This is a genomic window from Thioalkalivibrio sp. ALE21 (assembly GCF_003208255.1).
Classification (GTDB): domain Bacteria; phylum Pseudomonadota; class Gammaproteobacteria; order Ectothiorhodospirales; family Ectothiorhodospiraceae; genus Thioalkalivibrio; species Thioalkalivibrio halophilus.
In genome coordinates this window covers 217,173-240,157 of the sequence record NZ_QKMA01000001.1, presented here as the reverse complement: position 1 = coordinate 240,157, position 22,985 = coordinate 217,173, and the positions used below count along the sequence as shown (strand labels likewise).

Genomic DNA, 22,985 nt, shown 5'->3' with positions numbered 1-22,985 from the left:
TTTTGTTCAGCGCTTTCTTAACGGCGCCGGCCGGCGACGATGCCCCCGAGCAGCAGCACGAACAGGGCCCCGGAGACCAGCCAGGGGATCCACGGCATGGCGCGCGCCTCGCCCGATTCGCGGCCGTCCTCGGCCTCCGCCGCCTCGGCCTCGGCCGGCTCCGGGGCCTCCTGCATCTCGCGGGCATCCGGCTGTTCCAGCGGCTGGATCTCGGCCATGCGCGCCGGGTCGGTCTCGGCGGGCTCGCGTTCGATCTGCGCGGCCTCGCGCACGGCCTCGAAGGCCTCGGCCAGTTCCGCGTCGTCCAGGCGTTCGGCGACTTCGTCGAGCACGGGATGATCCGGCCGCGTATGACCGCTGCCGGGCAGGCCGTGCTCGACCACCAGTTCGGCGAAGTCCTCGGACAGCGCCTGCAGGACCTCGGGGTCGGCATCCCAGAACTCGCGGCTCGCGGCCACCAGCAGCGTGGCCTGCATGTGCGTCTTCACGTGCACCTTGTGGCCGTCTTCCAGGAACTCGTCGAGCCCCAGGTCGTGCCGGTCCTGCAGGTAGACGTCGTGCACGTGGTCCCAGGCTTCGGAACCGATCACGTGGGGACTGGTCACCTGCCAGCCCCACAGGTTGTTGACGAAATCGGCGGTGAAGGTCCGCGCCCCGGCATAGCCGTGATCCATCAGCGGCTCGATCCACTGCGGGTTCAGATTCTGCCCGTGCAGCTCGGTCATCAGCGCACGCTGCAGGCTCTCCACGCGCGGGTTGTCGGGGTCGGCATGCTGCAGGATGCGATTGTCCGGCGGGGTTCCGCGGGCGTGTTCCACCGCGGCCGACAGACCGCCCTGGAAGTCGAAGCCGTCGTCGTTGTCCAGCAGGCCGTAGAGATGGCTGGCGCGTCCCAGATAGGTGCGGCCCACGCCTTCCAGACGCGCATCGAAGGCCTCGTGAGCGGGCTCGCCGCGGGTCCCGGCGCCATACGCATGCCCCATGCGCCGGGCATAGGCGTCGGCCAGCTCCGCGCGATCCTCCCAGGCCCCGGAGCGGTCGGCCAGACGGTTCACCCCGGCGCCATAGGCCCCCGGCGCGGTGCCGAACACCCGCAGCGCCGCCTGGCGGCCGGCCTCGACCGCCTCCACGCCATCGGATTTCAGCGCCCGGGTATCGGCTACCCACTGGCTCGCCACGTCGTTGCGCTCCAGCGGCTCCCGGCCCGGATCCCTCAGGTCCTCGCCCAGGGGTTTCAGGGCCACGTCCAGCGCTTCGTCCAGGTGGGGATATTCGGCGCGGATGGTCTTCGACGAGCCGTCCAGGGCCAGGCGCGCGGCCTGGTCCAGCCAGACCAGCTGATCCTCGTAGAGGTCGCGGAACAGGCCCGAGGTGGTGAACAGGGCATCCCGCCGACGCTCACGATCGGCCTCGTCGAGATCCATCAGCTTCAGGCCCTCGACGATCCCGCGGCTGTTCCACTCGGGCTCGACCCCCAGCATGTCGAGTCCGAAGGCCACCATCACGCCTTCGTCGCGCACGGTGTCGGAGGCCCACAGCACCACGGCCTCGCTGCCTTCGGCCTCGGGGTCGCCCTGCTCGCGGGCATCCGCGGCCAGGTCCTGGCCCAGGCTCCAGGCGATGCGGGTGGGCACCAGATCGGAGGACAGGGCGTGGAAATTGCGCCCGGTGGGCAGGACATCCGGGGTGCGTACCGGATCGTTGCCGCGGCTCGGCGGCACGAAACGGCCCTCGAGCCCCGCCAGCAGGTTCGCTCCCTCATTGGCGGGCGAACCCTCCAGGGCCTCGCGCATCGCCGCGTCCGGCTCCGCGTCGCCGGCCATGGAGTCGAGCATGGTGTCCACGGCCTCGCCATCCCAGTCGCGGGCCAGCACATGCAGCCCGAGGGGCATGTGCTCCTCCTGCATGTCGGTCACCCAGTGACCGATGTCGTGGACCATCAGCTCCTCGTCGAGATCGGCCAGACCGGCCTCGTGGTCCTCTTCATGACCATTCCCGGCCCCGTGTTCGTGCGCGTGCTCATGCTCGTGCGCGTGTTTCCCGTCATATCCCTCGGCATGATCCTCGTGCCGATCGTGCTCGTGCTCGTGCTCGTGCTCGTGCTCCCGATCGTGTTCCTTGCCCCTTTCACCGGAGTGGTCATGGTTGTGGTGGTCATCACCCTCGTGAGCATGTTCCTCGTCATGGTCGTGGTCATGGGCGTCCATCGCCTCCTCGATGGTCTCGCTCAGACCAAGCTCCTCGATACGGGCCAGCAGCGTCTCCGCGGCACGGGCCTGAGTCGGAGAATTCGGATCGGTGCTGGCCTCATAGCTTTCGACCAGCTGGCGCAGTTCCAGCAGGTCGTCGTAGAGCTCGGTGGTCGCCAGCGCCGGCGTCAGATGGCTGATGATCACGCCCTGGGCGCGACGCTTGGCCTGGATGCCCTCGCCCACGCCATCGACGATGTAGGGATACAGCACCGGCAACGGGCCGCCGAGGAGTTCCGGATAGTCGTCCGGGGCCAGCCCGGCGCGGCGCCGCGGCAGGAATTCGCGGGTGGAGTGGCGCCCCATGTAGACCAGCGCATCCGCCTCGAAATGGTCGCGCAGCCAGTGGTAGAAGCCCACGTACTGATGGGTGGGCGGGAACGTGGTGTTGGCGTGCAGCAGCCGCTCGCTGACCTCCCAGCCCCGCGGCGGCTGCGGGCCGATGAATACGTTGCCGTATTCGATCCCGGGGAAATGCATCGCCCCGTCGTGGGTCATGGCCTCGCCCGGGGGTTCGCCCCAGCCGCTCAGGCCCGGGATGCCGGTGCGCGTGAGGGCGTCGCGCAGGGATTCCGCCCGGGCCAGATCGCCACCGCCGTCCAGCAGCGCCTCCCACTCGCGCTCCAGCTGGTCGATCAGTGACTGCGCACGCTCCTGTGCATCGTGCGAGTGGTTCTGCACCATGTGGCGCAGGTCGCCGATGCCGTTCTCCAGCGCGCGCTCGGCGGCGTCGGTCGCGCCCAGTTCGCGGGCCTTGAGCAGCCGCTCGTGCAGATAGCCCACCGGACCGTGCACCAGTTCGGCCTGTACGGTCTCCGGCAGGGTCTCGAAATAAGACCGATAGGTCTCCGCATCCAGGCTGGCCACGCGGCCGGCGATGTCGGCGGCCGCGTCGGCATGCTCGGGCAGGTTGACGCCGCGGTCCTGGATGTCGTCCAGCAGGGCTTCTGCATCTTCCGGGTGATCCCCGGTGTCGTAGCCCGCGTCGCGCAGCAGATCCAGGGTCTCCAGCAGCGACTCGGGGACATCCAGCTTGTCGGCGCCGATGTTGTGGCGCCCCGGCGGATGGTTGTAGTAGACGATGGCCACGCGCTTGTCGGCGTTGGAGCGCTCGCGCAGGCGCTGCCAGCGGGCCATGCGTTCGGCCACCGCGTCGACCCGTTCCCGGATCGGCTCGGAGAGCATCAGGCGCACGCCGGTGCGGTCGTCGATCTCGGGCTCGCCGGCGGCGGCCAGCACCGTGGGCTGGCTCACGCCCTGCAGTTCGGGCATGGCCACCTGGTAGTGGATGCTGTCCCAGGGGATGCCGTCATGCGCGACCCGCCATTCGTCCTCGCTCCGCGAGGCCAGGCGCAGCCCCTTGACCACCGGCACGTCCAGTTCGCCCAGCGCCCCGGCAACCGCCTCGCGGTTACCGCCGCCCCCGATCACGAAGTCCTGCAGGGAGACGATGCCGGCGAGATCGGCGGGTGCCGCCGACTGCGCCAGGTCCTCCACCGCCTGCCGGCTGGCACCGCCCCAGCGCGCCAGCACGCCGAAGCACTGCAGATCGCGCGATTCCAGCGCGTCGCAGGCGGCGTCCAGCAGCGCACGGTCCCCCGGCCGGTCGCCGGTGTCCAGGTCCAGCAGGGCCACCGCCGGGCGTTCATCCAGATCCATTGCTGCGGCGGCGTCCACCGCGTGGCCATCGTGGTAGAAGCGGATGGTCTCGCGCGGATCGGGCTGCGGCACGTCGATGTCGTGGCCGGCCTCGGCGGCCAGCCAGCGCATCAGGCCCTCCATGCTCTCCGGCGTACGCCCCTGGTAATACGCCCGGCCGGTGAGCCAGCCGGCCTGTTCGGGAAACGCCTGTCGCTGTTCCCGCAGGTGTTCGCGCGGATCCTCGTCGGCATCCGGGTTCTCCGCCAGCTCGGTCCGTTCGTCGTCTTCCAGACCGGCCAGCGGCTGCTCGCCGTCCAGGCGCGACAGAGCCGTCAGCTGCCGGTCGCTGTTGATCGCCAGCAGCGGGATTTCGGCATTCGGGCCGCGCTCGCGCAGCAGCCGCGTCAGGCGGCCGACCTCGTCGCCCAGCACCGCCGCCACCAGCACGGCGTCCGCGTCCTCCCACAACGCGGTGACCTCGGAGTCATCCTTGTCGGCCAGCTGCTCCGGGGTGCGCAGGCGCACGTCGGATTCGGGGAAGGCCTCGAGGAAACGATGCGCCCCGGCCGTGACCTCGGCGGCGGAGCGATCCGAGACGATACCGAGGATATGCGGGGCCGGTTCCGTGTCCGCCGCCGGAACCCCCGGCAGCAGCAGCGCCAGCAACAGGGGGTAGCGTTTTTTCCATGTACTCATCATTCAACACCCGGATACGTGCACACACTGCCGCCGGGACACTCGAGGCGTCCCGACGGAGCGTGAAGAAAAGGAGATCGGCCGCGGGTCGCGTCAGCGTCGCGGCACTGTTGTCGATCGGGGCCTTCGCGGATCCGCCGTCACGGCGCCGCGGGCAGATTCAGCCGCCGGAGGCCTCGCGCCGAGCGGCGGGCTGCCACAGGACCTCGGAACCGTTCTCGTGGCGCGCCAGCACCCGGCACAGCACGAACAGCAGATCCGACAGGCGGTTGAGGTAGGCCAGCGAGCTGGGCCGCAGGGCCTCGTGGTGATTGACCGCGACCAGCCGCCGCTCGGCGCGGCGGCAGACGGTGCGGGCAATATGGCAATCCGCGGTGGCCGGGCCGCCCCCCGGGAGGATGAACTCCTCCAGCGGCGGCAGCTCGTCATTGAAGCCCTCGAGCTCGACATCGAGGCGCTCCACCGACGCCTCCGGCAGCGCCTGATGCCCCGGCACCGCCAGCTCCGCGCCCAGGTCGAACAGCTCATGCTGGATCAGCGACAGCGAACGCCGTACGTCCTCGGGCAGCTCGTGCACCAGCACCCGCCCGATCACGCTGTTCAGCTCGTCCACATCACCAAAGGCCTCGACGCGATGCGAGTCCTTGTCCACGCGCGAGCCGTCGCCCAGGCCGGTACGCCCCTCGTCACCCGTGCGGGTCGCGATCTTCGACAGTCGATTGCCCATGACCTTACCTCTGCTGCTGATAACGCAGTTTCACGAACGCACCCATGCCGGGGTTGTTGTAGCCACCCTGGGTCTCGTAATCCCGATCGAAGACGTTGGTGAGGGAGCCCTCGACCGTCCATTCGGGGTCGAGGGCATACGCCGCGCGCAGGTTCATGGTGCCGTAGCCCGAGAGCCGGCTTGGTTCACCCGTAAAATCGTATTCATAGCTTCGGCTCCGGGCGAGGACCGTACCACCCACGGAGAAATCGCCGATCTGGCGGTCCAGATCGAAGCGGGCGGAAACCGGGGCCCGACGCGCGAGTTCATCTCCGGAATCCCGGTCCTCGGCGTCCAGCAGGGTCAACGACACCCGCGAATTCCACGGCCCGAGGTCATGGCCACCCTCGACTTCCAACCCGCGAATCCGCGCCTCGTCGACATTTTCGCGCACCGGGAACCCGGTAATGAGGTCATCCACTCGCGTCTCGAACACCGCGACGTCGACATACGCGAGACTCGCCGAGTACCTCGCCCCGAGTTCAAACGTTTCCGATTCCTCCGGCTCGAGGTCGGGATTCCCGCGAAAACTCATCGGGCCGGACGAAGGCCAGTAAAGATCGTTGAATGTGGGCGCCTTGAAGGCGGTACCGTAGGAAGCACGGAGACGCAGCGCATCTGTAGCCTGCATACCCCAGGCGACCTGCCCGGTGGTTTTGTCACCGAACTGCTCGTTGTCGTCGTAGCGCAGCGAGCCTTCCAGATCGTGGTTGCCGAGTTCGGTGCGCACGACCGAATAGACACCCACGTTATAACGTGAGTCTTCGTCGTAATCGGCGGTACTGTCGACACGGTCCTCGTAGGCATCCACCCCGGCGATCAGGTCGGTTCGCTCCCCCAGGCGGACATCGTTGCGCCAGGTCAGCTGATCCCGCCGAGTGTCGAATTGATCGACACTTCCCCCGGACACGCCGCCTTCCGTCACCCGGTCACCTTCATCCCGTGACTGGGCAAGCGTGAATTCTGTATCCCAGCGGTCGGTTAGCGGAACACGAATGCCGGCCCGGAGAGCGGCGTGCACAAAGTCCGTATAAGCTTGATCGTATGGAACCCCCGTGCCGGGCTCGTCTGCATCGTATTCCGAGCGGCCTTCGGAATAGAGGACATTGCCGAAAAGTTCGATCCCGTTGTCGAGGCGGTGGGCAACCTTGCCGGCCAGCGAAGTGTTGTCATAGCCATCCGGATCGTCGTCACCCACGTCGTCCTGCACGTCGATGCCCTCGGTATCGAACATACTGACGGACAGGCTGTAATCGGTGCGCCCGGTGCCGCCGGCCACGCCGAGCCCGGCCTCCCAGGTACTGAAGCTGCCGGCGCCGAGGAAGGCATTGACCCGCGGCGGCCCTTCGCGGCCCGCACGGCTGAAGACCTGGGTCACCCCGCCGATGGCATCGGAGCCATAGATGGAGGTGCGCGGCCCGCGCACGATCTCCACGCGATCGATCTCCTCGGGCGGCAGGAACCGCCAGCTGGCACCACCGGTGGTGGCCGAGCCCATGCGCACGCCGTCGATCAGCATCAGGTGATGATCGGATTCGGTGCCGCGCAGGCGCACGCTCGACTGCTTGCCGAACGGGCCGGCGCTGGAGACGGAGACCCCGGCGCGCCCCTCTACCAGATCGGTGAACTGGCGCGGCTGCAGGCGTTCGATCTCTTCGCGGTCGATGACCGTCACCGAGGCCAGGGCCTCGTCCACGGTCTGGCTGAGACGGGTCGCAGTGACCTGAACGGGTTGCAGGGTCGCGGAGTCGGAGTCGGTGCCCGGCGCCTCGTCGGCCACGGCCGGGGACACGGCTGCAACGATGGCTGCGGAAAGGATGCTGCGTTTCATGTCTTCGGATCTCCCGGCGAGCCGCCCGCACGCCGCTGGTTCACGGGGATCGCGCCGGCGCGAGGGATGAAGACGAGGAACGCATTCCCGGCGGGAAACGGGTACGGGGACCCGTGGCGGGAACGGTCATCCGTCTCGCACGCCCTCCGCGTGCCGCACGACCATTCCCCGGCCGGTCTCCGGGCTGACGAGCGGGACATTCCCGGCGGGCGGCGCCTTCCCGTGTCCATGACACAGTGGCATTCGGCCGCCGCCTCGAGGATCCACTGCCGAAGGACTCCGGAATGGATCCGCGCTCGATCACCGTTGCGGGGGCAGCGCCGGACTCGCGCGTGAGCGCTCACCGGACTTCCCGTTTAACCCGGCGGCGAAACCGCCAGGGCACCGAGGAACGGGGCGCAGGGTACATGAGCCCCCCCTGATTTTCCACCCGTGCTCTCCGGCCGACCGCGCGGCGTTCAGTTCTGCCGCGCCTCCTCGGCCTGGCGATAGCGGGCGCCACGACGCAGAAGGCGGCCCCATTCCTTGTCCTGGAGCATGGCGTCGAACTCGGGCGAGCGCTCGGCCCGCAGGGCCACGGGATGGTGGGATTCATCTCCGGTGTTCTGCGCCAGCATCGCCAGTCGCTCCGGGTTGGCCCCGTACTGACGCTGGAGGAATTCGCGCAGGCCCTCGGTCAGCGGGAGGTGATAGACCCGGGTCAGGCGCAGGGCCAGCCACTCGGCCGTCCGGCCGAGGTCCTGGCGCACCATGCGCACCATGGCCGATCCCAGCCCGGCCTTGGCGTCGGCACTCATGCCCACATACAGGCCGCCAAGATAGGCCGCCGGACTGGAATAGATCGCACGCTGGATACTCGGGTTGGTCAGATCCACCAGCGGGTCCAGCAACAGCGCCAGCTGGATCCCGATGCGCTTGGCGGTCTCGTTGTCGAGCGGTTTCTTGCCGAAATAGATGAAATCACCCTCGCGCCGGATCTGCAGCTCCTCGAGGTATTCGCACAGCCCGTCGGCCAGCTTGATCTTCTGGTTGTCATCCAGCTCGATCAGCTCCTCGGACACGCGGATGCGCCGCGCCGAACGCATTTCCCAGCGCCGCCCCCCCTTGCGGTCGCGTTCGCGACGGCGCAGGGCTCCCCAGCGCTCCGCCGCGTCGCCATAGCGGCTCTGCGCCTGCATCAACCGGTTGCGCGCCTCGCGCAGCTCGTCCACCTGCGCCATCGCGACCCCCAGGATACGGCCGTCCGCGGTGCGGACGTCCGGTTCGGCCGCCAGCATGGCATGCAGGCCTGCCAGCACCTGCTGGCCCAGCACCGGCAGCGGTTCGCGCAGATGCTGCTGGGTGATGCCGCTGGTCTCGCTGTGTGCCAGCAACATGGCCAGCGAACGCAGACGACTGATGACCCCGGCCTGAGCCACGCGGAAGCGATTGCCCTGGTATTCCAGTCGATCCAGGGCCCGCCCCAACTGCCACGACCCGGACCATTCGAAGGTCAGGCGCTTGATCTGACGCCCGTTCATCAACTCGAAGGCCAGCACAAAGATCGCCTGCACGTCGTCCAGGCTGCAGCGGGACAGATCGTCGGCATCCGCCGCCGAGAACAGGCGCTCGAGGAACTGGTCGATGCGACGCACTCCCTCCTCGCGGGTGGGCGCAACCCCCTGCAGCCGGTCGCGCAGCAATTCCGCCAGCTCCGAATCCTCCGCATGCAGGCGCTCCAGCGCGGCCATGCGGGCATCGGCGGTGGCCTCCACCAGGTCCGCTACCCGCGCATGCAGCCCCAGGCGCCGGTAGATCTCGATCTGCTCGGCGGTGGAGGCCAGCGTCGGGTCGCCAGTCATCTCGCGCACCGCGACCGCCACCGCTTCCGGCGATACCTCGACCTCGTGCAGCAGCACCGCCGCCGACTGCCGCCGCCGCATGTCCGGCGTCATCTCGCCCATGGCCAGGTCGCGGGTCGCGAACAGCAGATCCGGCAGCAAATCGATCGTGTTGCGCAGCTGGACCTGCGAGCGCTCCTGCCGCCTTCCCCGCGTGGCATCGGCGACGAAGCGGGCGATCAGGCCGATCACCCCGAACAGCAGGGTATAGACCGCGAAGAAGACGAAATTCTGGGTGGGAGCCGCATGGCCGAACCCGAGGAAGTAGCCGCCCTGCATCGCGAGGAAGGTCACGGGGCCGGCCGCCCACAAAAGCTGCAGCAGGTTCAGCGACCACGGGACCTTGCGGGCACTGGTCGCCACCTCGGTGATGCGGCTGCGTCCCGCAGCCTCGATCAGGACCTGGTCCTGAGTCGACTCCTGCGGTTCCGGGGCGCCCGGGGCCTCGGATTTGCGTTGACGAAAAAGGCGGAACACCCCTACTCCCCGAACACCGGAAACCCCGGTCAGTGTAAAGCGCGCAAGCCCTGCGCGTCGCCGTCAGCGACGACGGGAATCCACACTGGACCCGTGCCGGAGCCCGGGGTTCACCGCGCGGAAGAAATCAGCTCGTCCGCCGGCGGCACCGAACGCATCCCGGGGTCTTCCCGCCCGCAGAGATAGTCGCGGGTGAGCGGAACGGCATCCTGCCGGCGCGCCATCTGGATATGGAACACCACCTGCTTCCACCAGCGGAAGGTGCCCTCGCAGCTCGCCAGATAGAACTCCCACATGCGGCAGAAGCGCTCGTCGAAACTGGCCGCCGCGTCTTCACGGACTGCCTGAAAGCGCCGGTACCATTCGGCCAGGGTTTCGGCATAGTGCAGCCGCCAGAATTCGATGTCGGTGGTGTACAGCGGCGTGGGCTCCAGCGCTTCCATCACCTCGGACAGGGCGGGGGTGTAACCGCCGGGGAAGATGTATTTCTTCAGCCAGGGGTTGGCCGTGGCCGGCGGCTCCTGGCGACCGATGGTGTGGAGCACCGCGATCCCCTCTGGCTTGAGCAGCTCGTTGACCCGGTGGAAAAAGGTGCCGTAGTTCGGCTGCCCCACGTGTTCGAACATGCCGACACTGACGATCCGGTCGTACTGATCCTCGTGCTCGCGGTAATCCTGATAGAGAAACCGCACTTTATGCTCCAGACCCCGGCGCTTCGCCTCGTCCTGCGCTACCCGCAGCTGCTCGCGCGACAGGGTGATGCCGTCGACCCGAACATCCGCGTGCTCGGCCAGATACATCGCCAGCCCGCCCCAGCCGCAGCCAATGTCCAGCACGCGCATGCCGGGCTCCAGGCACAGTTTCCGGCGCAGGACCTCGCACTTCGCCTGCTGCGCCTCCTCCAGGGTCATCCCCGGCTCGGCGAAATAGGCGCAGCTGTAGAACATCCCCTCGTCGAGGAAGCGCCGGAACAACCATTCGTCCACGTCGTAATGGTGAGAGATATTCTTGTAGCTGCGCGCCACACGATTGCCCTGCTCCATCAGCCCGCGCAGCGTGCGTGTGAGAAAGCCGACCCGTTTCTGGAACATCGGCGCAAAATTGCGCATGGTCATATCAAGAAAGGCCCGCAGCCCCTCCGGCCCAGGCGACCACAGCCCGTCCATGTAGGTCTCGCCCAGCTCGAAGCCGGGATCCCGCGCGATGCGCTTCAGGGCGCTGGCATCATGCAGCCGCATGACCACTTCCGGCTCGCCGCTGCCAAAACGCTGCTCGGTGCCATCCGGGCGACGCAGGGTCAGCGTCCCGTGGCGAACATGCTGTTCCAGCATCCGTTCAATCATTACTGAGTGCCCTCGATTCCCTGAAATCCGGCACGATTCCGTGTCCGGCTATTTTTATACTGAGTCTAACTCTCACCTCCGAGCCCGTCCAGTGGAGCCGGTCCGCACATCATCCGTTGTACCAACGCATCAAGCGTAGTGCATCCGGGGAACACCGCCACCGCGAACGCCGGCGTAAAAACCCGCAGCGTCTTCCCACATTGCGGCAAACGGGCTACCCTCCGGCCATGACCTTGCGCCCGACTCAAGCCTGCGATCAGTGCACCCTGCGCCAGTTGTGCCTGCCCATGGGGTTGCCCGACACCGAGCTATGGCAGCTCGACGAGATCGTGCAGCAGCGCCGGCCGATCGAGAAAGGCAGCACGCTGTTCTCCATGGGGTCGCCGTTTGAATATCTGTACGCCGTGCGCACCGGCACGATGAAGACGGTACTGATGGGAGACGACGGGACCGAACAGATCACCGGCTTTGCACTGGCCGGCGAGCTCCTGGGGCTGGACGCCATTCACCAGGGGTCCCACCCGGTCACCGCCATCGCGCTGGAGTCCACCAGTGTCTGTGCGGTCCCGTGGTCGCTGGTGGATGAGCTGTCCGGCCGCCTGCCCACGTTCCGGCAGCACCTGATGGGGGTAATGAGCCGCGGCCTGGCCAGCGAGGAAAACCTGCACGCCCTGCTCGGCCAGCGCAGCGCGGAACAGCGCCTGGCCACCTTTCTGCTCTCGCTGTCCCAGCGCCACCAGGCACGCGGGCTTGCGGCCGACCGCTTCATCCTGCCGATGTCGCGCGCGGACATCGCCAACCACCTGGGCCTGACCCAGGAAACCATCAGCCGGCTGTTCACGCAGATGCGGCGCCAGGGTCTGATCGAGCTGCACACCCGCGACCTGCACATCCCCGACCTGGATGCCCTGCGGACCACGGCCGGCGTCAGCACATCCGCCGCCAGCAGTGCCTGACACCCGGGCGACCGGGGATTTCTGGTCGTTCGCCGAGACCGCCTGGAACGATCCGGCGCTGCGCGAGCGGCTGATGGCCTGGCAGGATCACCATGGGGCTGACGTGATTCGGGTGCTGTTCGCCGCCTGGCACCCCGGTCCACTGGCCGCCGACGATCTCGATCGGCTGCACGCCCGGGCACGCGACTGGAGTACCCGCACCACCCTCCGGATCCGGGCCCTGCGCCGACGCCTGCACACCCCCGAACGGCATGCCCTGTACCGCGCCCTGCTGGAGCTGGAATTGCGCGCGGAGCACCTGGGGGCGCTGCACCTGCTGCGGGAATGCCCGCCTCCGGCCGCCACTGCGGACCCGTACCTGCGCCCGTGCGCGGCCACCATCGAGGAGCGCCTCGCCCGCCTCGAGCCCGGGCTCCCGCCGGCCGAGCGCTCCGCAGGGGCCGCCGAACTCGCCTCGGCCTCGGTCCCGGGCCTCCCCTGAGCCGCCGCGCCGGCAAAACACCGACCACACCCGGACCGCCCCTGCACGCAGCCCCCGGTTCCGGCTATCCTGACAGGTTCCACTCAGCCAGACGGCAACCGAACATGTCCGACGCAATGCGCGACCAGCTCCTCAAGACCGGCCTGGTCGACGAAAAGCAGGTCAAGAAGGCCCGCAGCGAACAGCACAAGGGCAAGAAAAAGGCCAAAAAGCCGAAGAAGGCGGCGCCACCCGCGGCCGAGCCCACGGCCGCCGAACAGCGTCAGGCGGAGCAGGCCGAGCGTTCACGACGCAAGAACGAGGAACGCCAGGCGCGCGCCGCGCGCAAGGCCCTGACGGCTCAACTGCGCGAGCTGGTCAACTCCAACCTGTACCCGGTGCCCAGCGGCAACGACGCCGAGGATTATCACTTCCAGCAGGGCGGGCGGATCCGCAGCCTGCCGGTCACGCCGGCCCTGCGTCGCCAGCTGGCCGACGGACGCGCCGCGATCGCCGGCCTGGACCACCGACCGGAGGCCGGTTTTCGCCTGGTGCCCCGCGAGACCGCGGATCGCATCCGCGAGCGCGACCCGCAGTGGCCGCTGGTCATCCCCGCCGAGGAGGCCGCGGACAGCGAACCGGCCGCCGACGACCCGTATGCGGATTACGTGGTGCCCGACGACCTGATGTGGTGACGCCCGGCGGCGTCAGTCGTCGTCGGTGCGCTTGACGTCGGCGGCCGGCATGCCCCGCTGCTGCGGGCGCCGCACGCCCTCGTTATCCGTTGGCTGCGGCTCCATCTGGCGCTCGCCGAGGGCCTGAGGCGGACCGTCCTCCGCCTGCGGTTCGCCGTCGCAACCGGCCAGCCACAGGCCGGCGGCCAGCAGCAGGGCCGGACTTATCTTCCGGATGTTCATGTCTTTCTAATCTCCTCCGAAGGCTTCGCCATCAGCGTGCCGGCGCAAGGGCGCGGCGCCAAGAACTCGGGTCGCAACCGGGGGCACGTCCGTTACGGGGTCACCCGGGTCCCGGCGGTCCCGGCGAGGAGGGCCGCGGCCGACTCCAGCGCCCCGATACCCGCGATGCGGCCGCCCGCGGCCACCCGCCGCGCCGCATCCAGCTTGGGCCCCATGGACCCCGGCGGCCATTCGGCCGGATCAATGTCGCTGGCCTTCAGGCGGTCCAGCCGCCGGGCCCGGTCCGTGCCCCAGTCGGCATAGACCGCATCGACATCGGTGAGCATCAGCAGGGCATCGGCCTCCACCTCGGCGGTCAGCAGGGCCGCAGCAAGATCCTTGTCCACCACCGCCTCCACGCCCGAGAGCCGGCCTTCGGCATCGCGCGCCACCGGCACCCCGCCGCCGCCGGCACACACCACCAGCGTCCCGCTGGCCGCCAGGGTCCGGATCGCGGGCACCCCCAGCAACGCGCGCGGCTCGGGCGAGCCCACCACCCGCCGCCAGGCCTTGCCGTCGCGGGCGATGCGCCAGCCACGCTCCTGCGCCAGACGCCGCGCGGCCTCCTCGGCGTAGGTCGGTCCGATGAACTTGCTCGGCTCGTCGAAGGCCGGGTCCCGCGGGTCGACCTCGGTCTGCGTCAGCAGGCTTGCCACGCGATCATGTCCCAGTGCGTTGTGCAGCTCCTGCGCGAGGATATAGCCGATCATCCCGTGGCTCTCCGCACCCACCACGTCCAGCGGCCAGGCGATGCGGTCGCATTCCGCCTGGTTCGCCAGCAACCCCACCTGCGGGCCGTTGCCGTGGGTCACGATCACCTCGTGCTCCGCCGCCAGGCCGGCGATGGTCGCGGCCGCGCGCCGCGCGTTGTGCCGCTGATTCGCGGCCGAGGGCGTCTCGCCCCGCTGCAGCAGGGCGTTGCCTCCCAGAGCGACCACGATGCGCATGCCTCTACCTCCCGTCAGCCGTCCGTGAGCATGAATGCCTGCTGCCAGACCTGCTCGATCCGTTCGAGTTCATGATCCTCGATCTCGCCGAACTGACCGCGCTTGTTCCGTGACAGCCGGCCCTCGTTCTGGTGGAGCAAACGCAGCAACAGATCCAGGCGCCGATCCGGGAGATCCACGATCTCGCGCACCGCGCGGCGTGCAGCGTCATGACCACGAAGGAAACGCAGTTCTTCCACCAGATCTTCCCGGACGGTGCGGGCCACCGTTTCCGCGAGGTATTCGGTCTGGGCCGTCAGATCGGGGTAGCGATAGTAACTGGCCACTTCTTCCGTATTCCGCAGCTCCAGACGTCCGTCCGGCTCCAGATGGTAGTCGATCCGCTCCTCCATCAGCGGCCGCGAGTAACGCTCCAGCACCGCGTCGTATTCGGTAATCCGACGCAGCATGGTGGCTGATACCGGAAGCATGAGATCGCCTTCCACGAATCCGTCGCGATGCAGCAGATCGTGGATCAGGAAGCGATGGAGCCGCCCGTTACCGTCTTCGAACGGGTGAATGAAGACAAAGCCGAACCCCACGGCCGCGGCGCGAACCAGCGGCGAAAGTCCGTGACTCCGCGTAGCCACCGTCGCCAGGCCTTCCATCATCGAGGCCAGCCATCCGGGCGGGGGGCATACGTAGTGCACACGCTGCGTGAAATCCGGCCGCTGCTCGCCCACGTAATTCTGGACAGAGCGAAAACCGCTTTCCGCATAGCGCGGGTCCACCACCAGATTCTGGCGCCGTGTCAGGCCGGCCTCGTCCAGCAGCTCCGCGAGCGGGACCCGCCCTGCTTCACGCAGCAATGCCACGAAGCGCTCGAGACGCCCGGAGACCGGTTCCGGCTCATGTTCGATCCCGTAGGTCGAGCGCGTTTCCTTGAGGTAGAGATAGTCGTTGGCCCGGGCAAACAGTTCCGATGGAAATGCCCCGATCAATCCGGACAGCTCCTCGGTCAGCGGCTGGGCCAGGGCGTCTTCCAGCCGCTGCGTCCGACGAATGACCGGACAGAAATCACCATTGCCAAGAAGGTTGTCCCGGACCCGCCAGCGCCGGTCAAATTCCGGCTCCGCTGCGGTCAGGTAATGGTCGGGGTTCAGTGCGTCCACATAGTTGCCGCCCACTGCCCGCGACAGCGCAAGGCGCTCCCCGGTCAGGCGTTCGTAGAAGAACCCCATCAGCCGCCGATAACGCCCGGTGGGCTTTTCGCTTACCGCCGCCTCGATCGGTGCGGGACCACAGGCGCGAAACAGGTCCGCCAGAACCGCCAGATTCACGCCCTCGTGCTTCAGCGCGAATTCAAGCTGGTTCGCGAGCGCGTCACCGGCTGCGTACTGCGGCGGGTACTCATACTGGACCGTCCCGTCCTCCTGCCATGTCTCACGCAGGCGCGTGCCCAGACTCGAAGACACGGGCAGGGACGCGGACGGCAGTCCGAACGCACGAATCAGCCACCGATAACCCAATGGGCTCATACGCCGAATCCTGGATATTCAATGGCCCCAGATTGCAACAAAATCGATTCAGGCGAAACATTTTTGTTACAAAAAAGAGAAAGCGCGACAAAACGATTACGCAGCCACCGGTTGATCAGGGGCGCTCGGTGTAATCCTCGTGCAGCCAGTCGCGCAGGTCCTCGAACCCGGGGATGTCCTTGTCCCCGGTGGCCGGTGGCAGCTCGAAGCCGTCGTGGAAGCCGCGGGCCCGGAACGGCTCCAGCAGGTCCGGGTCCCCGGAGATCACGTGCACCGGCACCGCCCACGAGGGGTCCGGGCCGGTGACCAGGGCCGCGGGCTGGTGGTCGCCCGGCATCAGGAACAGGGTATCCTCGTCCACGTGGTCGCGCGCCCAGTGGCCGCTGACCTCCAGCGAGTAGCGCACCGCCCCGGCGTAATGGTCGCGCACGCGGTCGAAGTCCCGCCACAGCACCTCGGGGGCGGGCCCGGCGCCGGCCTGTTCGTGGAACACCCGCCCGTCGTCCATCGCATCCGGGTCGTCCAGCACGTCCAGCACCGGGGTCCACGGGGCGTGGCTGCTGACCAGCGCGAGCATCGCGAACACCGGCGCCTCCCCGCCCTGCGGGTGCGGCCGCACGTCCTGTTCGAAGCGCCACCAGGTGAATTCGTCGGGCATGGTGACCCAGAAGAACGGGGGGCCGCGATAGTCCATGCCGTCGCGGTCCAGGATACGGTCCCAGCCGAACCAGCGCCCCTGTGGCCAGTCGAGGGTGATGGCCGGGGCCAGCATGGCCGTGTGATGGCCGGTGGCCGCGAAGTCCTGCACCAGGGTCGCCCGCTCCCGCCCCTGCAGCCGGCGATACTGGCCGGCGTGCCGCACGGCCACGCCCGACAGCAGGGTGGCGTGCGCCAGCCACGACTGTCCGCCGGCGACGGGGGCCTTCATCACCCCGGTCACCGCGTGCAGATCCCGCGCGGCGAGATCCTGCTGCAGATCCTCCAGCGTCGGCTCGATGACCTCGGCATAGCGCGGGATCTCCAGCGCCGAGACCCCGTAGGACTCGATCAGGCCCACCACCACGTCAACACCGGCCAGACCCTCCAGCGGCCGGGGTTCGGCCAGCCGCGGATCCTCTTCCAGCCGGTGCGCCAGCGCGCGGTCCTCGCGCCGCGCCTCGCGCATGCCGTCGACCTGCTCCGTTACCAGCGCCACCGCCGGCGCCGCCGTGCGCGGCGGCTCCACACCCACCGCGTGGCCCGCGAGCCCGGCGAGGCCCGCGCCCAGCAGCACGAAACCCGCGCCCCGGGGCACGACCGGGCGCGCCAGCAGACGCGCCAGCGACCACACCGCCAGTCCGATCACGGCCAGCAGCGCCGCGACGGCCAGGATCACGCCGAAAGTGGGGAGGTTGCCGGTCAGCAGCCGGAAGACGGCATCCAGCAGGCCGATGTCCACGTAGACATTCAGCGGACGGGCGAGACTGACCCGGGCCAGCGCATCGAACAGCGCCAGCACCGCCAGCGCGAGCAGGGCAGCGGCCACGACCCGCTCCAGCACGCGGGCCGTGATCGGAGGAAGGACGGCAAACAGTCCGGCCAGGACCACGGCCTCCCATGCCAGCCACCCCGGACCCGGACCCGCGTGGCGCGGGATGTCCAGGGCCAGGAACAACCCGTTCAGAAGCAGCAGGGTCAGCAGGACGCGGACCCCGCCGGGGACGGCGCGCAGGCGCCGGCCGGACTGTTCGGGCGAAAGGCTCAACCCGCCGGCATCAGAAGCTCATCGAGCGATCAAACTCGGCCACCGCCTGCACGTAGTGGCCCATGCCGGCGTATTCGGCAGTGGCCAGGAAGTTGTCCGGGGTCACGTCACGACCACGGCCGCAGGCCTCGCAGACCCACAGCGGCACGCCGGCGTCGACCAGATCCTCGACGATGTCCTTCATCGCCGGCATGTTGTGGCCAACGATCTTGTCGTAGACGTTGCGGTTGGCGATGTTCGCCGCCTCGCCCTGCAGCCATACGGTCACGTCGTGGCCCTGATCCTTCGCCACCTTGGCGGCGATCATGCCCAGCGTGGCGCGGGTGGGGTCATCGGTTCCGGCGGTAACGGCAACGATAAAGCGCATGGTCGATTCTCCTGTGTCATCGCGTGTCGGCCTTGCGGCCGGTTGGCGGACCCGACGGGCCCGTTGTTGTTGCAGCAGTCCGCAGCGTACCCGATCAGGCACCGTTCCGGCTCTGGCGGGCCAGACGCAGCGCCATCAGCAGCCACGGCAGTCCGTGCAGCAGCAGACCGCCCCAGCCTGCCGCACCGGCGAGTTCACCGGCCAGCAGGTCGCGCACCAGTCCGGCGATCGCCGGCTCGGGCTGCCAGGGCCACAGGCCCACGGTTGCCACGATCAGGGCGAACAGCCACAGCGGCAGGCGGTCGAACAGGCGCAGGACGGTCGGCATGGCGCGCATCCTATCGCATACGGCCACCGGTACCGCGCATGCCCCGACGCGGCGGCGCGGATTCAGTGGCGAAAATGCACGAACAGCCGGCCGTGATTCTTCGAATCCTTCTCCACCCGGTGGTAACGCGCCTTGACCTCCGGCTGCTGCAGGAAACGCAGCACCCGCTTTTTCAGCTGCCCGCTGCCCTTGCCGTGGATGATCTCCACGGTCTTGATGCGTTTCTCGCAGGCCTCGTCGATCGCGCCGTTGAGCGCCTGATCGATGCGCCGGCCATCGCGAAAGCATTCGTGCAGGTCGATGGAAAGCCGCGACATACGGGCCTCCGTTCACACGTCCACGTCGGCCAGGTGCCCCTTGCCCTCCAGCCAGGCGCGGCGTTCCCCGGCGCGCTTCTTGCCCAGCAGCATGTCCATCAGGCTGCCGGTCTCCTCGGCCGAATCCAGGGTCAGTTGCACCAGCCGGCGGGTGTCGGGATTCATGGTGGTCTCGCGCAGCTGCATCGGGTTCATCTCGCCCAGCCCCTTGAAACGGGTCACCGCGACCTTGCCCTTCAGCTTTTCCGCCTCGATACGCTCCAGCACTCCGGCCTTTTCGTCCTCGTCCAGGGCATAGAAGGTCTGTTTGCCGACGTCGATTCGGTACAGCGGCGGCATGGCCATGAACACGTGGCCCTGCTCCACCAGCGGGCGGAAATGCTTCAGGAACAGCGCGCACAGCAGCGTGGCGATGTGAGCGCCGTCGGAATCGGCGTCCGCGAGGATGCAGATCTTGCCGTAGCGCAGCCCCTCCAGGCTCTGCGTCCCCGGATCCACGCCCAGCGCCACGGCGATGTCGTGGATCTCCTGCGAGGCCAGCACCTGATCGGGCTCCACTTCCCAGGCGTTCAGGATCTTGCCGCGCAGCGGCATGATCGCCTGAAAATCGCGGTCGCGCGCCTGCTTGGCGGAGCCACCGGCGGAGTCGCCCTCGACCAGGAACAGTTCGGTGCGCGCCAGCTCCTGGCTGGCGCAGTCGGCCAGCTTGCCCGGCAGGGTCGGGCCCTGGGTCACCTTCTTGCGCACCACCTTGCGCCCCGCGCGGCTGCGCTTCTGCGCGTTCTGGATCGCCAGCTCGGCGATGCGCTCGCCCTGCTGCGGGTGCTGGTTCAGCCACAGGCTGAAGGCATCCTTGACCACCCCGGAAATGAACGGCGCGGCCTGGCGCGAGGACAGCCGTTCCTTGGTCTGCCCGGCGAACTGCGGGTCCTGCATCTTGAACGACAGCACGCTGGAGACCCGCTCCCACACGTCCTCCGGCGCCAGCTTGATCCCGCGCGGGATGAGATTGCGGAACTCGCAGAACTCGCGCACCGCGTCAGTCAGCCCGGTGCGCAGGCCGTTCACGTGGGTGCCGCCCTGGGTCGTGGGGATCAGGTTCACGTAGCTCTCGGACACCACCTCGCCGCCGTCCGGCAGCCAGGTCACCGCCCAGTCCACCGCCTCGCTGTGGCCGGAGACCGAACCCATGAACGGTTCTTCCGGCAGGCGTTCCAGCCCCTCCAGGGCCTCCACCAGGTAGTCGCGCAGACCGGCCTGGTAGCACCACTCGCAGGCCTCGCCGGAGGTCTCGTCGCGGAAGGTGACGCTCAGCCCCGGGCACAGCACCGCCTTGGCGCGCAGGATGTGCTTGAGCCGCGGCACCGAGAACTTCGACGAGTCGAAGTACTGCGCATCGGGCCAGAAATGCAGCGTGGTGCCGGTATTGCGCTTGCCGACCTCGCCGACCGCTTCGAGGTCCTGCAGCTTGTGGCCACCGGCGAAGGCCATCTGCCAGCGCCGACCGTCGCGCCGGATGTCCACGTCCAGGCGTTCGGACAGCGCGTTGACCACCGATACCCCGACCCCGTGCAGCCCGCCGGAGAACTGATAGCTCTTGTCGGAAAACTTCCCGCCGGCATGCAGCGTGGACAGGATGACCTCGACCCCCGGGCGGTTCTCGCGCGGATGCAGATCCACCGGCATGCCGCGCCCGTCATCGGTGACGGACACCGAGTCGTCCTTGTGCAGGACCACGTCGATACGGCTGGCGTAGCCGCTGACCGCCTCGTCCACCGAGTTGTCGATGACCTCCTGGGCGAGATGATTGGGCCGCGCGGTGTCGGTGTACATCCCCGGGCGCTTGCGCACCGGGTCCAGCCCCTCGAGGACTTCGATGTCGGATGCGGAATAGCTCACTCAGGAACCCCTTTGTTGATCGTGCCCTTTGCCGGCCCCGGCCTGCTGAACAGCACTCCCCGGACGAAACCCGCGGCCCCGCGCGCCGCACAGTGCGCAGCGTACCAGAGCTCGCGGGGGCGGGGCTGCTTGCAATCGCCGGGACGATCCCAACAATGCACCGCATATCCCGTATTCCGATCTTCCAGGAGGTTTCCGATGACCGAAGCCGAAAACGCCACCGGCGATGCCATTCTCGACGTCACCCGCGACAGCTTCCAGCAGGCGGTGCTGGACGAATCGCACCGGCGTCCGGTGCTGGTCGACTTCTGGGCCGCCTGGTGCGGACCCTGCAAACAGCTGATGCCCCTGCTGCAGAAGATCGCCGAAGATTATGGCGGCGCGTTCCGGCTGGCCAAGGTCAACAGCGACGAGAACCAGGAGCTGGCCGGGCAGTACGGGGTGCGCAGCCTGCCCACCATCATGTGCTTTCGTCACGGCGAGGTGGTGGATCAGCAGATGGGGGTACAGCCGGAGTCCACCATCCGCGAGATGATCGATCGCCACGTCGAGCGCCCCTCCGACGCCCACCGCCAGCAGGCCCTGGCCGCCCTGCAGGCCGGGGATGCGGCAGGTGCCGTGCGCGCGCTGGAAGAGGCCGTGGCGGTCGATCCGGGCAACAAGGACCTGCGCTCCGAACTGGCCCGCGCGCAGATCCGCGCCGGTGACACCGCGGCCGCCCGCACCACCCTGGAAACCGCGCTGGAGGCCTTCCCCGAGGACCCGGATCTGCGCATCGAGCTGGCGCGCGCGCTGTCCCAGGCGGGCGACCCCGATACCGCCGAGGCGCAGCTCAACCAGTTGCCGCTGAACCGCGCGGAGGACGACGCGGTGAAGACCCTGCGCGCCCACCTGCGGTTCTCCCGCCGAGCCGCCGGCGCCGACCCGCAGGCGCTGACACAGGAGATGCAGCAGGGCGATCCGGCGCCGGAGACCCTGGAAACCCTGGCCGCGTATTCCATGCTGCACGGCCGCTACGAGGAGGCCCTGGGCCTGTACCTGGAACTGATGAAACAGCATCCGGACTACAAGGACAACGAGGGCGACAACGCCGGCAAGAAGGGGCTGCTGGCGGCCTTCAACGCCCTCGGCAACGACAATCCGCTGGTCAGCCAGTACCGCCGCAAGATGATGGCCGCGATGTACTGACCGCCGGCCGGCCGCTGCCGGTCGGGAAGCGGTTTCAGTCCGCGACGGCCACCTGATCGCGGCCGCTGTTCTTGGCGGCGTAGAGGGCGTCGTCGGCCCGGCGCACCAGGCGCTGGTAGTCCGGGTGGCCGTCGTGACTGGCCAGTCCGATGCTCACGGTCAGCCCGAGCTGCTGGCCATGGGCACCCTGGAACGGCTCGGCACGGACCGCGGTGCGCAGTTTCTCGGCGATGCGTTCGGCATCGCGCGGGACCACGTCCACCAGCATCATCAGGAATTCCTCGCCGCCCAGGCGAAAGAGGTAATCGCCGGCCCGCGAGTTGCTGACCAGCAGCGTGGCGAACTGCTGCAGGATGCGGTCGCCGGTCTCGTGGCCATGTTCGTCATTGACCCGCTTGAAATAGTCGATATCCAGGGCCAGTACCGCGAAAGGGGCATGGGTCTGCTGTACGCTGGCGATGTGCCGCCCCAGCACCACGGGCAGGAACTTGCGGTTCAGGGTCCGGGTAAGGACGTCGCGCCCGGACTCCAGTTCGTTGCTGCGCTCGAACAGCTGACCCAGATGGTAGTCGATGCTGCGGACCTGCTCGCGCACGTCACGCAGGTAATCCTGCCGCTGTCGGGCCTCGACGCAGACCAGCGACGGCAGCAGGAACTCGTCGATGCGGGCGATGGCCTCCAGCACCCGCTCGGTTTCCGCGGCCCCGCCAAAGGCGTCCACTCCCTTGTGCCGGAACCACAGGCCGAACTCGGAGGCCGACAGTCGCGGAAGCTGATCACCCGAGGCCCCCATGGCCAGATCGAACATCAGCCCGTTCTCCCAGTCCAGCAGGCAGGCCCGCTGGCGGTCTTTCTCGCTGGCGAGGTTCTCCGACACCGCGAACAGACGGTAGGCCTCCTCGGCGCGGGCGTTGCGCTCATGCGAGCGTGAATAGGCGTGGCTCATCAGCTCCATCGCCATGTCGATGCTGTCGGAGACGTGACGCGCCGCCTGCAGCCGCATTTCGTGCCCCATCGCGGAATCCAGCTCCAGCAGGGTCAGGAACTGCTCCTTCACGCAGCGCGCGCCGCGCATGACCAGATGGATGGGGATGGAGATGCGCGCGTGGATGCCGCCCACATGGGCCTGGCGCGCGGCCTGTTCTTCCACGCCGCTGCCGCTCTCCACCGAGAAGATGCCGCGGATCCATTCCTGCAGCGACGCGTTCAGCCGCGAATTGACGTCCTCGTGGTCGAGGAACACGCAGGCATCCGGGTCCGCCAGCATCTCGGCGTAGAACCGTTCCGCAAGCGAGGCACGGTGCTGCTCCGCCAGCTCGCGCACGCGGCCGCGCACCGGCCCGGGGCAGCGTTCGAGGCGCCGCTGCCACTCGTCGACCAGCTGCTGCGCCACCGCCCCTGCGGGCTCTCCTTCAGACATCCT

18 protein-coding genes and 1 riboswitch are annotated in these 22,985 nt (G+C 68.3%); of the genes, 4 read left to right on the top strand and 14 right to left on the bottom strand.

Going from position 1 to position 22,985, the window contains the following annotated elements; translation table 11 throughout:
• Positions 1–17 precede the first annotated feature (17 nt).
• The 5 genes from D893_RS01100 to D893_RS01080 all read right to left on the bottom strand — a co-directional run bounded on the left by D893_RS01100 (position 18) and on the right by D893_RS01080 (position 10,883).
• Positions 18–4,556, bottom strand: coding sequence for a cobaltochelatase subunit CobN (locus D893_RS01100; protein WP_110618956.1), 4,539 nt, complete (start codon positions 4,554–4,556; stop codon positions 18–20).
• A gap of 190 nt (positions 4,557–4,746) precedes the next feature.
• Positions 4,747–5,313 carry a cob(I)yrinic acid a,c-diamide adenosyltransferase gene (locus D893_RS01095; RefSeq protein WP_018870226.1) on the bottom strand — a complete coding sequence of 189 codons (567 nt, stop codon included), beginning with the start codon at positions 5,311–5,313 and terminating at the stop codon, positions 4,747–4,749.
• Between the two features lie 4 nt (positions 5,314–5,317).
• Positions 5,318–7,183: a TonB-dependent receptor gene (locus D893_RS01090; RefSeq protein WP_110618955.1), complete on the bottom strand. Its 1,866-nt coding sequence runs from the start codon at positions 7,181–7,183 to the stop codon at positions 5,318–5,320.
• A 152-nt stretch (positions 7,184–7,335) separates the two neighbouring features.
• Positions 7,336–7,587, bottom strand: a riboswitch (cobalamin riboswitch).
• Positions 7,588–7,641: 54 nt separating this feature from the next.
• Positions 7,642–9,540 carry a hypothetical protein gene (locus tag D893_RS01085; RefSeq protein WP_110618954.1) on the bottom strand — a complete coding sequence of 633 codons (1,899 nt, stop codon included), beginning with the start codon at positions 9,538–9,540 and terminating at the stop codon, positions 7,642–7,644.
• 110 nt (positions 9,541–9,650) lie between these two features.
• On the bottom strand, positions 9,651–10,883 hold the full coding sequence (locus D893_RS01080) for a cyclopropane-fatty-acyl-phospholipid synthase family protein (protein ID WP_018946956.1): 1,233 nt from the start codon (positions 10,881–10,883) through the stop codon (positions 9,651–9,653).
• 227 nt (positions 10,884–11,110) lie between these two features.
• Between D893_RS01080 and fnr the strand changes: the two genes are divergently transcribed.
• From fnr to D893_RS01065, 3 genes are all read left to right on the top strand, one after another.
• Positions 11,111–11,839, top strand: a complete 729-nt coding sequence (gene fnr / locus D893_RS01075) for a fumarate/nitrate reduction transcriptional regulator Fnr (RefSeq protein ID WP_026288973.1) — start codon at positions 11,111–11,113, stop codon at positions 11,837–11,839.
• Positions 11,832–12,320, top strand: coding sequence for a DUF2390 domain-containing protein (locus D893_RS01070; RefSeq protein WP_110618953.1), 489 nt, complete (start codon positions 11,832–11,834; stop codon positions 12,318–12,320). The genes fnr and D893_RS01070 overlap by 8 nt, the downstream gene beginning before the upstream one ends.
• A gap of 104 nt (positions 12,321–12,424) precedes the next feature.
• On the top strand, positions 12,425–12,994 hold the full coding sequence (locus D893_RS01065) for a DUF2058 domain-containing protein (RefSeq protein WP_168409920.1): 570 nt from the start codon (positions 12,425–12,427) through the stop codon (positions 12,992–12,994).
• A 12-nt stretch (positions 12,995–13,006) separates the two neighbouring features.
• Here the strand turns inward: D893_RS01065 and D893_RS01060 are convergent, their stop codons facing one another.
• The 8 genes from D893_RS01060 to parE all read right to left on the bottom strand — a co-directional run bounded on the left by D893_RS01060 (position 13,007) and on the right by parE (position 20,374).
• Complete coding sequence (locus D893_RS01060; protein WP_077244343.1) at positions 13,007–13,216, bottom strand: hypothetical protein; 210 nt, start codon at positions 13,214–13,216, stop codon at positions 13,007–13,009.
• Between the two features lie 92 nt (positions 13,217–13,308).
• Positions 13,309–14,202, bottom strand: coding sequence for a carbamate kinase (locus tag D893_RS01055; protein ID WP_110618951.1), 894 nt, complete (start codon positions 14,200–14,202; stop codon positions 13,309–13,311).
• 14 nt (positions 14,203–14,216) lie between these two features.
• Positions 14,217–15,719 carry a Fic family protein gene (locus tag D893_RS01050; protein WP_246863860.1) on the bottom strand — a complete coding sequence of 501 codons (1,503 nt, stop codon included), beginning with the start codon at positions 15,717–15,719 and terminating at the stop codon, positions 14,217–14,219.
• Positions 15,720–15,834: 115 nt separating this feature from the next.
• Positions 15,835–17,463 carry a hypothetical protein gene (locus tag D893_RS01045; RefSeq protein WP_110618950.1) on the bottom strand — a complete coding sequence of 543 codons (1,629 nt, stop codon included), beginning with the start codon at positions 17,461–17,463 and terminating at the stop codon, positions 15,835–15,837.
• Positions 17,464–17,473: 10 nt separating this feature from the next.
• Positions 17,474–17,830: a DsrE family protein gene (locus D893_RS01040; RefSeq protein WP_018870237.1), complete on the bottom strand. Its 357-nt coding sequence runs from the start codon at positions 17,828–17,830 to the stop codon at positions 17,474–17,476.
• Between the two features lie 94 nt (positions 17,831–17,924).
• Positions 17,925–18,158, bottom strand: a complete 234-nt coding sequence (locus D893_RS01035) for a hypothetical protein (protein WP_024329014.1) — start codon at positions 18,156–18,158, stop codon at positions 17,925–17,927.
• Between the two features lie 62 nt (positions 18,159–18,220).
• The gene (locus tag D893_RS01030; protein ID WP_018870239.1) at positions 18,221–18,475 is read right to left on the bottom strand and encodes a Smr/MutS family protein; all 255 of its coding nucleotides are present in this window, start codon (positions 18,473–18,475) and stop codon (positions 18,221–18,223) included.
• Between the two features lie 12 nt (positions 18,476–18,487).
• The gene (parE, locus tag D893_RS01025) at positions 18,488–20,374 is read right to left on the bottom strand and encodes a DNA topoisomerase IV subunit B (RefSeq protein WP_110618949.1); all 1,887 of its coding nucleotides are present in this window, start codon (positions 20,372–20,374) and stop codon (positions 18,488–18,490) included.
• Positions 20,375–20,572: 198 nt separating this feature from the next.
• On the opposite strand from parE, the gene trxA reads away from it, so the two are divergent.
• On the top strand, positions 20,573–21,562 hold the full coding sequence (trxA, locus tag D893_RS01020; RefSeq protein ID WP_018946945.1) for a thioredoxin: 990 nt from the start codon (positions 20,573–20,575) through the stop codon (positions 21,560–21,562).
• 34 nt (positions 21,563–21,596) lie between these two features.
• On the opposite strand, the gene D893_RS01015 is transcribed toward trxA, so the two are convergent.
• Positions 21,597–22,955, bottom strand: coding sequence for a diguanylate cyclase (locus D893_RS01015; protein ID WP_018946944.1), 1,359 nt, complete (start codon positions 22,953–22,955; stop codon positions 21,597–21,599).
• Between the last annotated feature and the right edge of the window lie 30 nt (positions 22,956–22,985).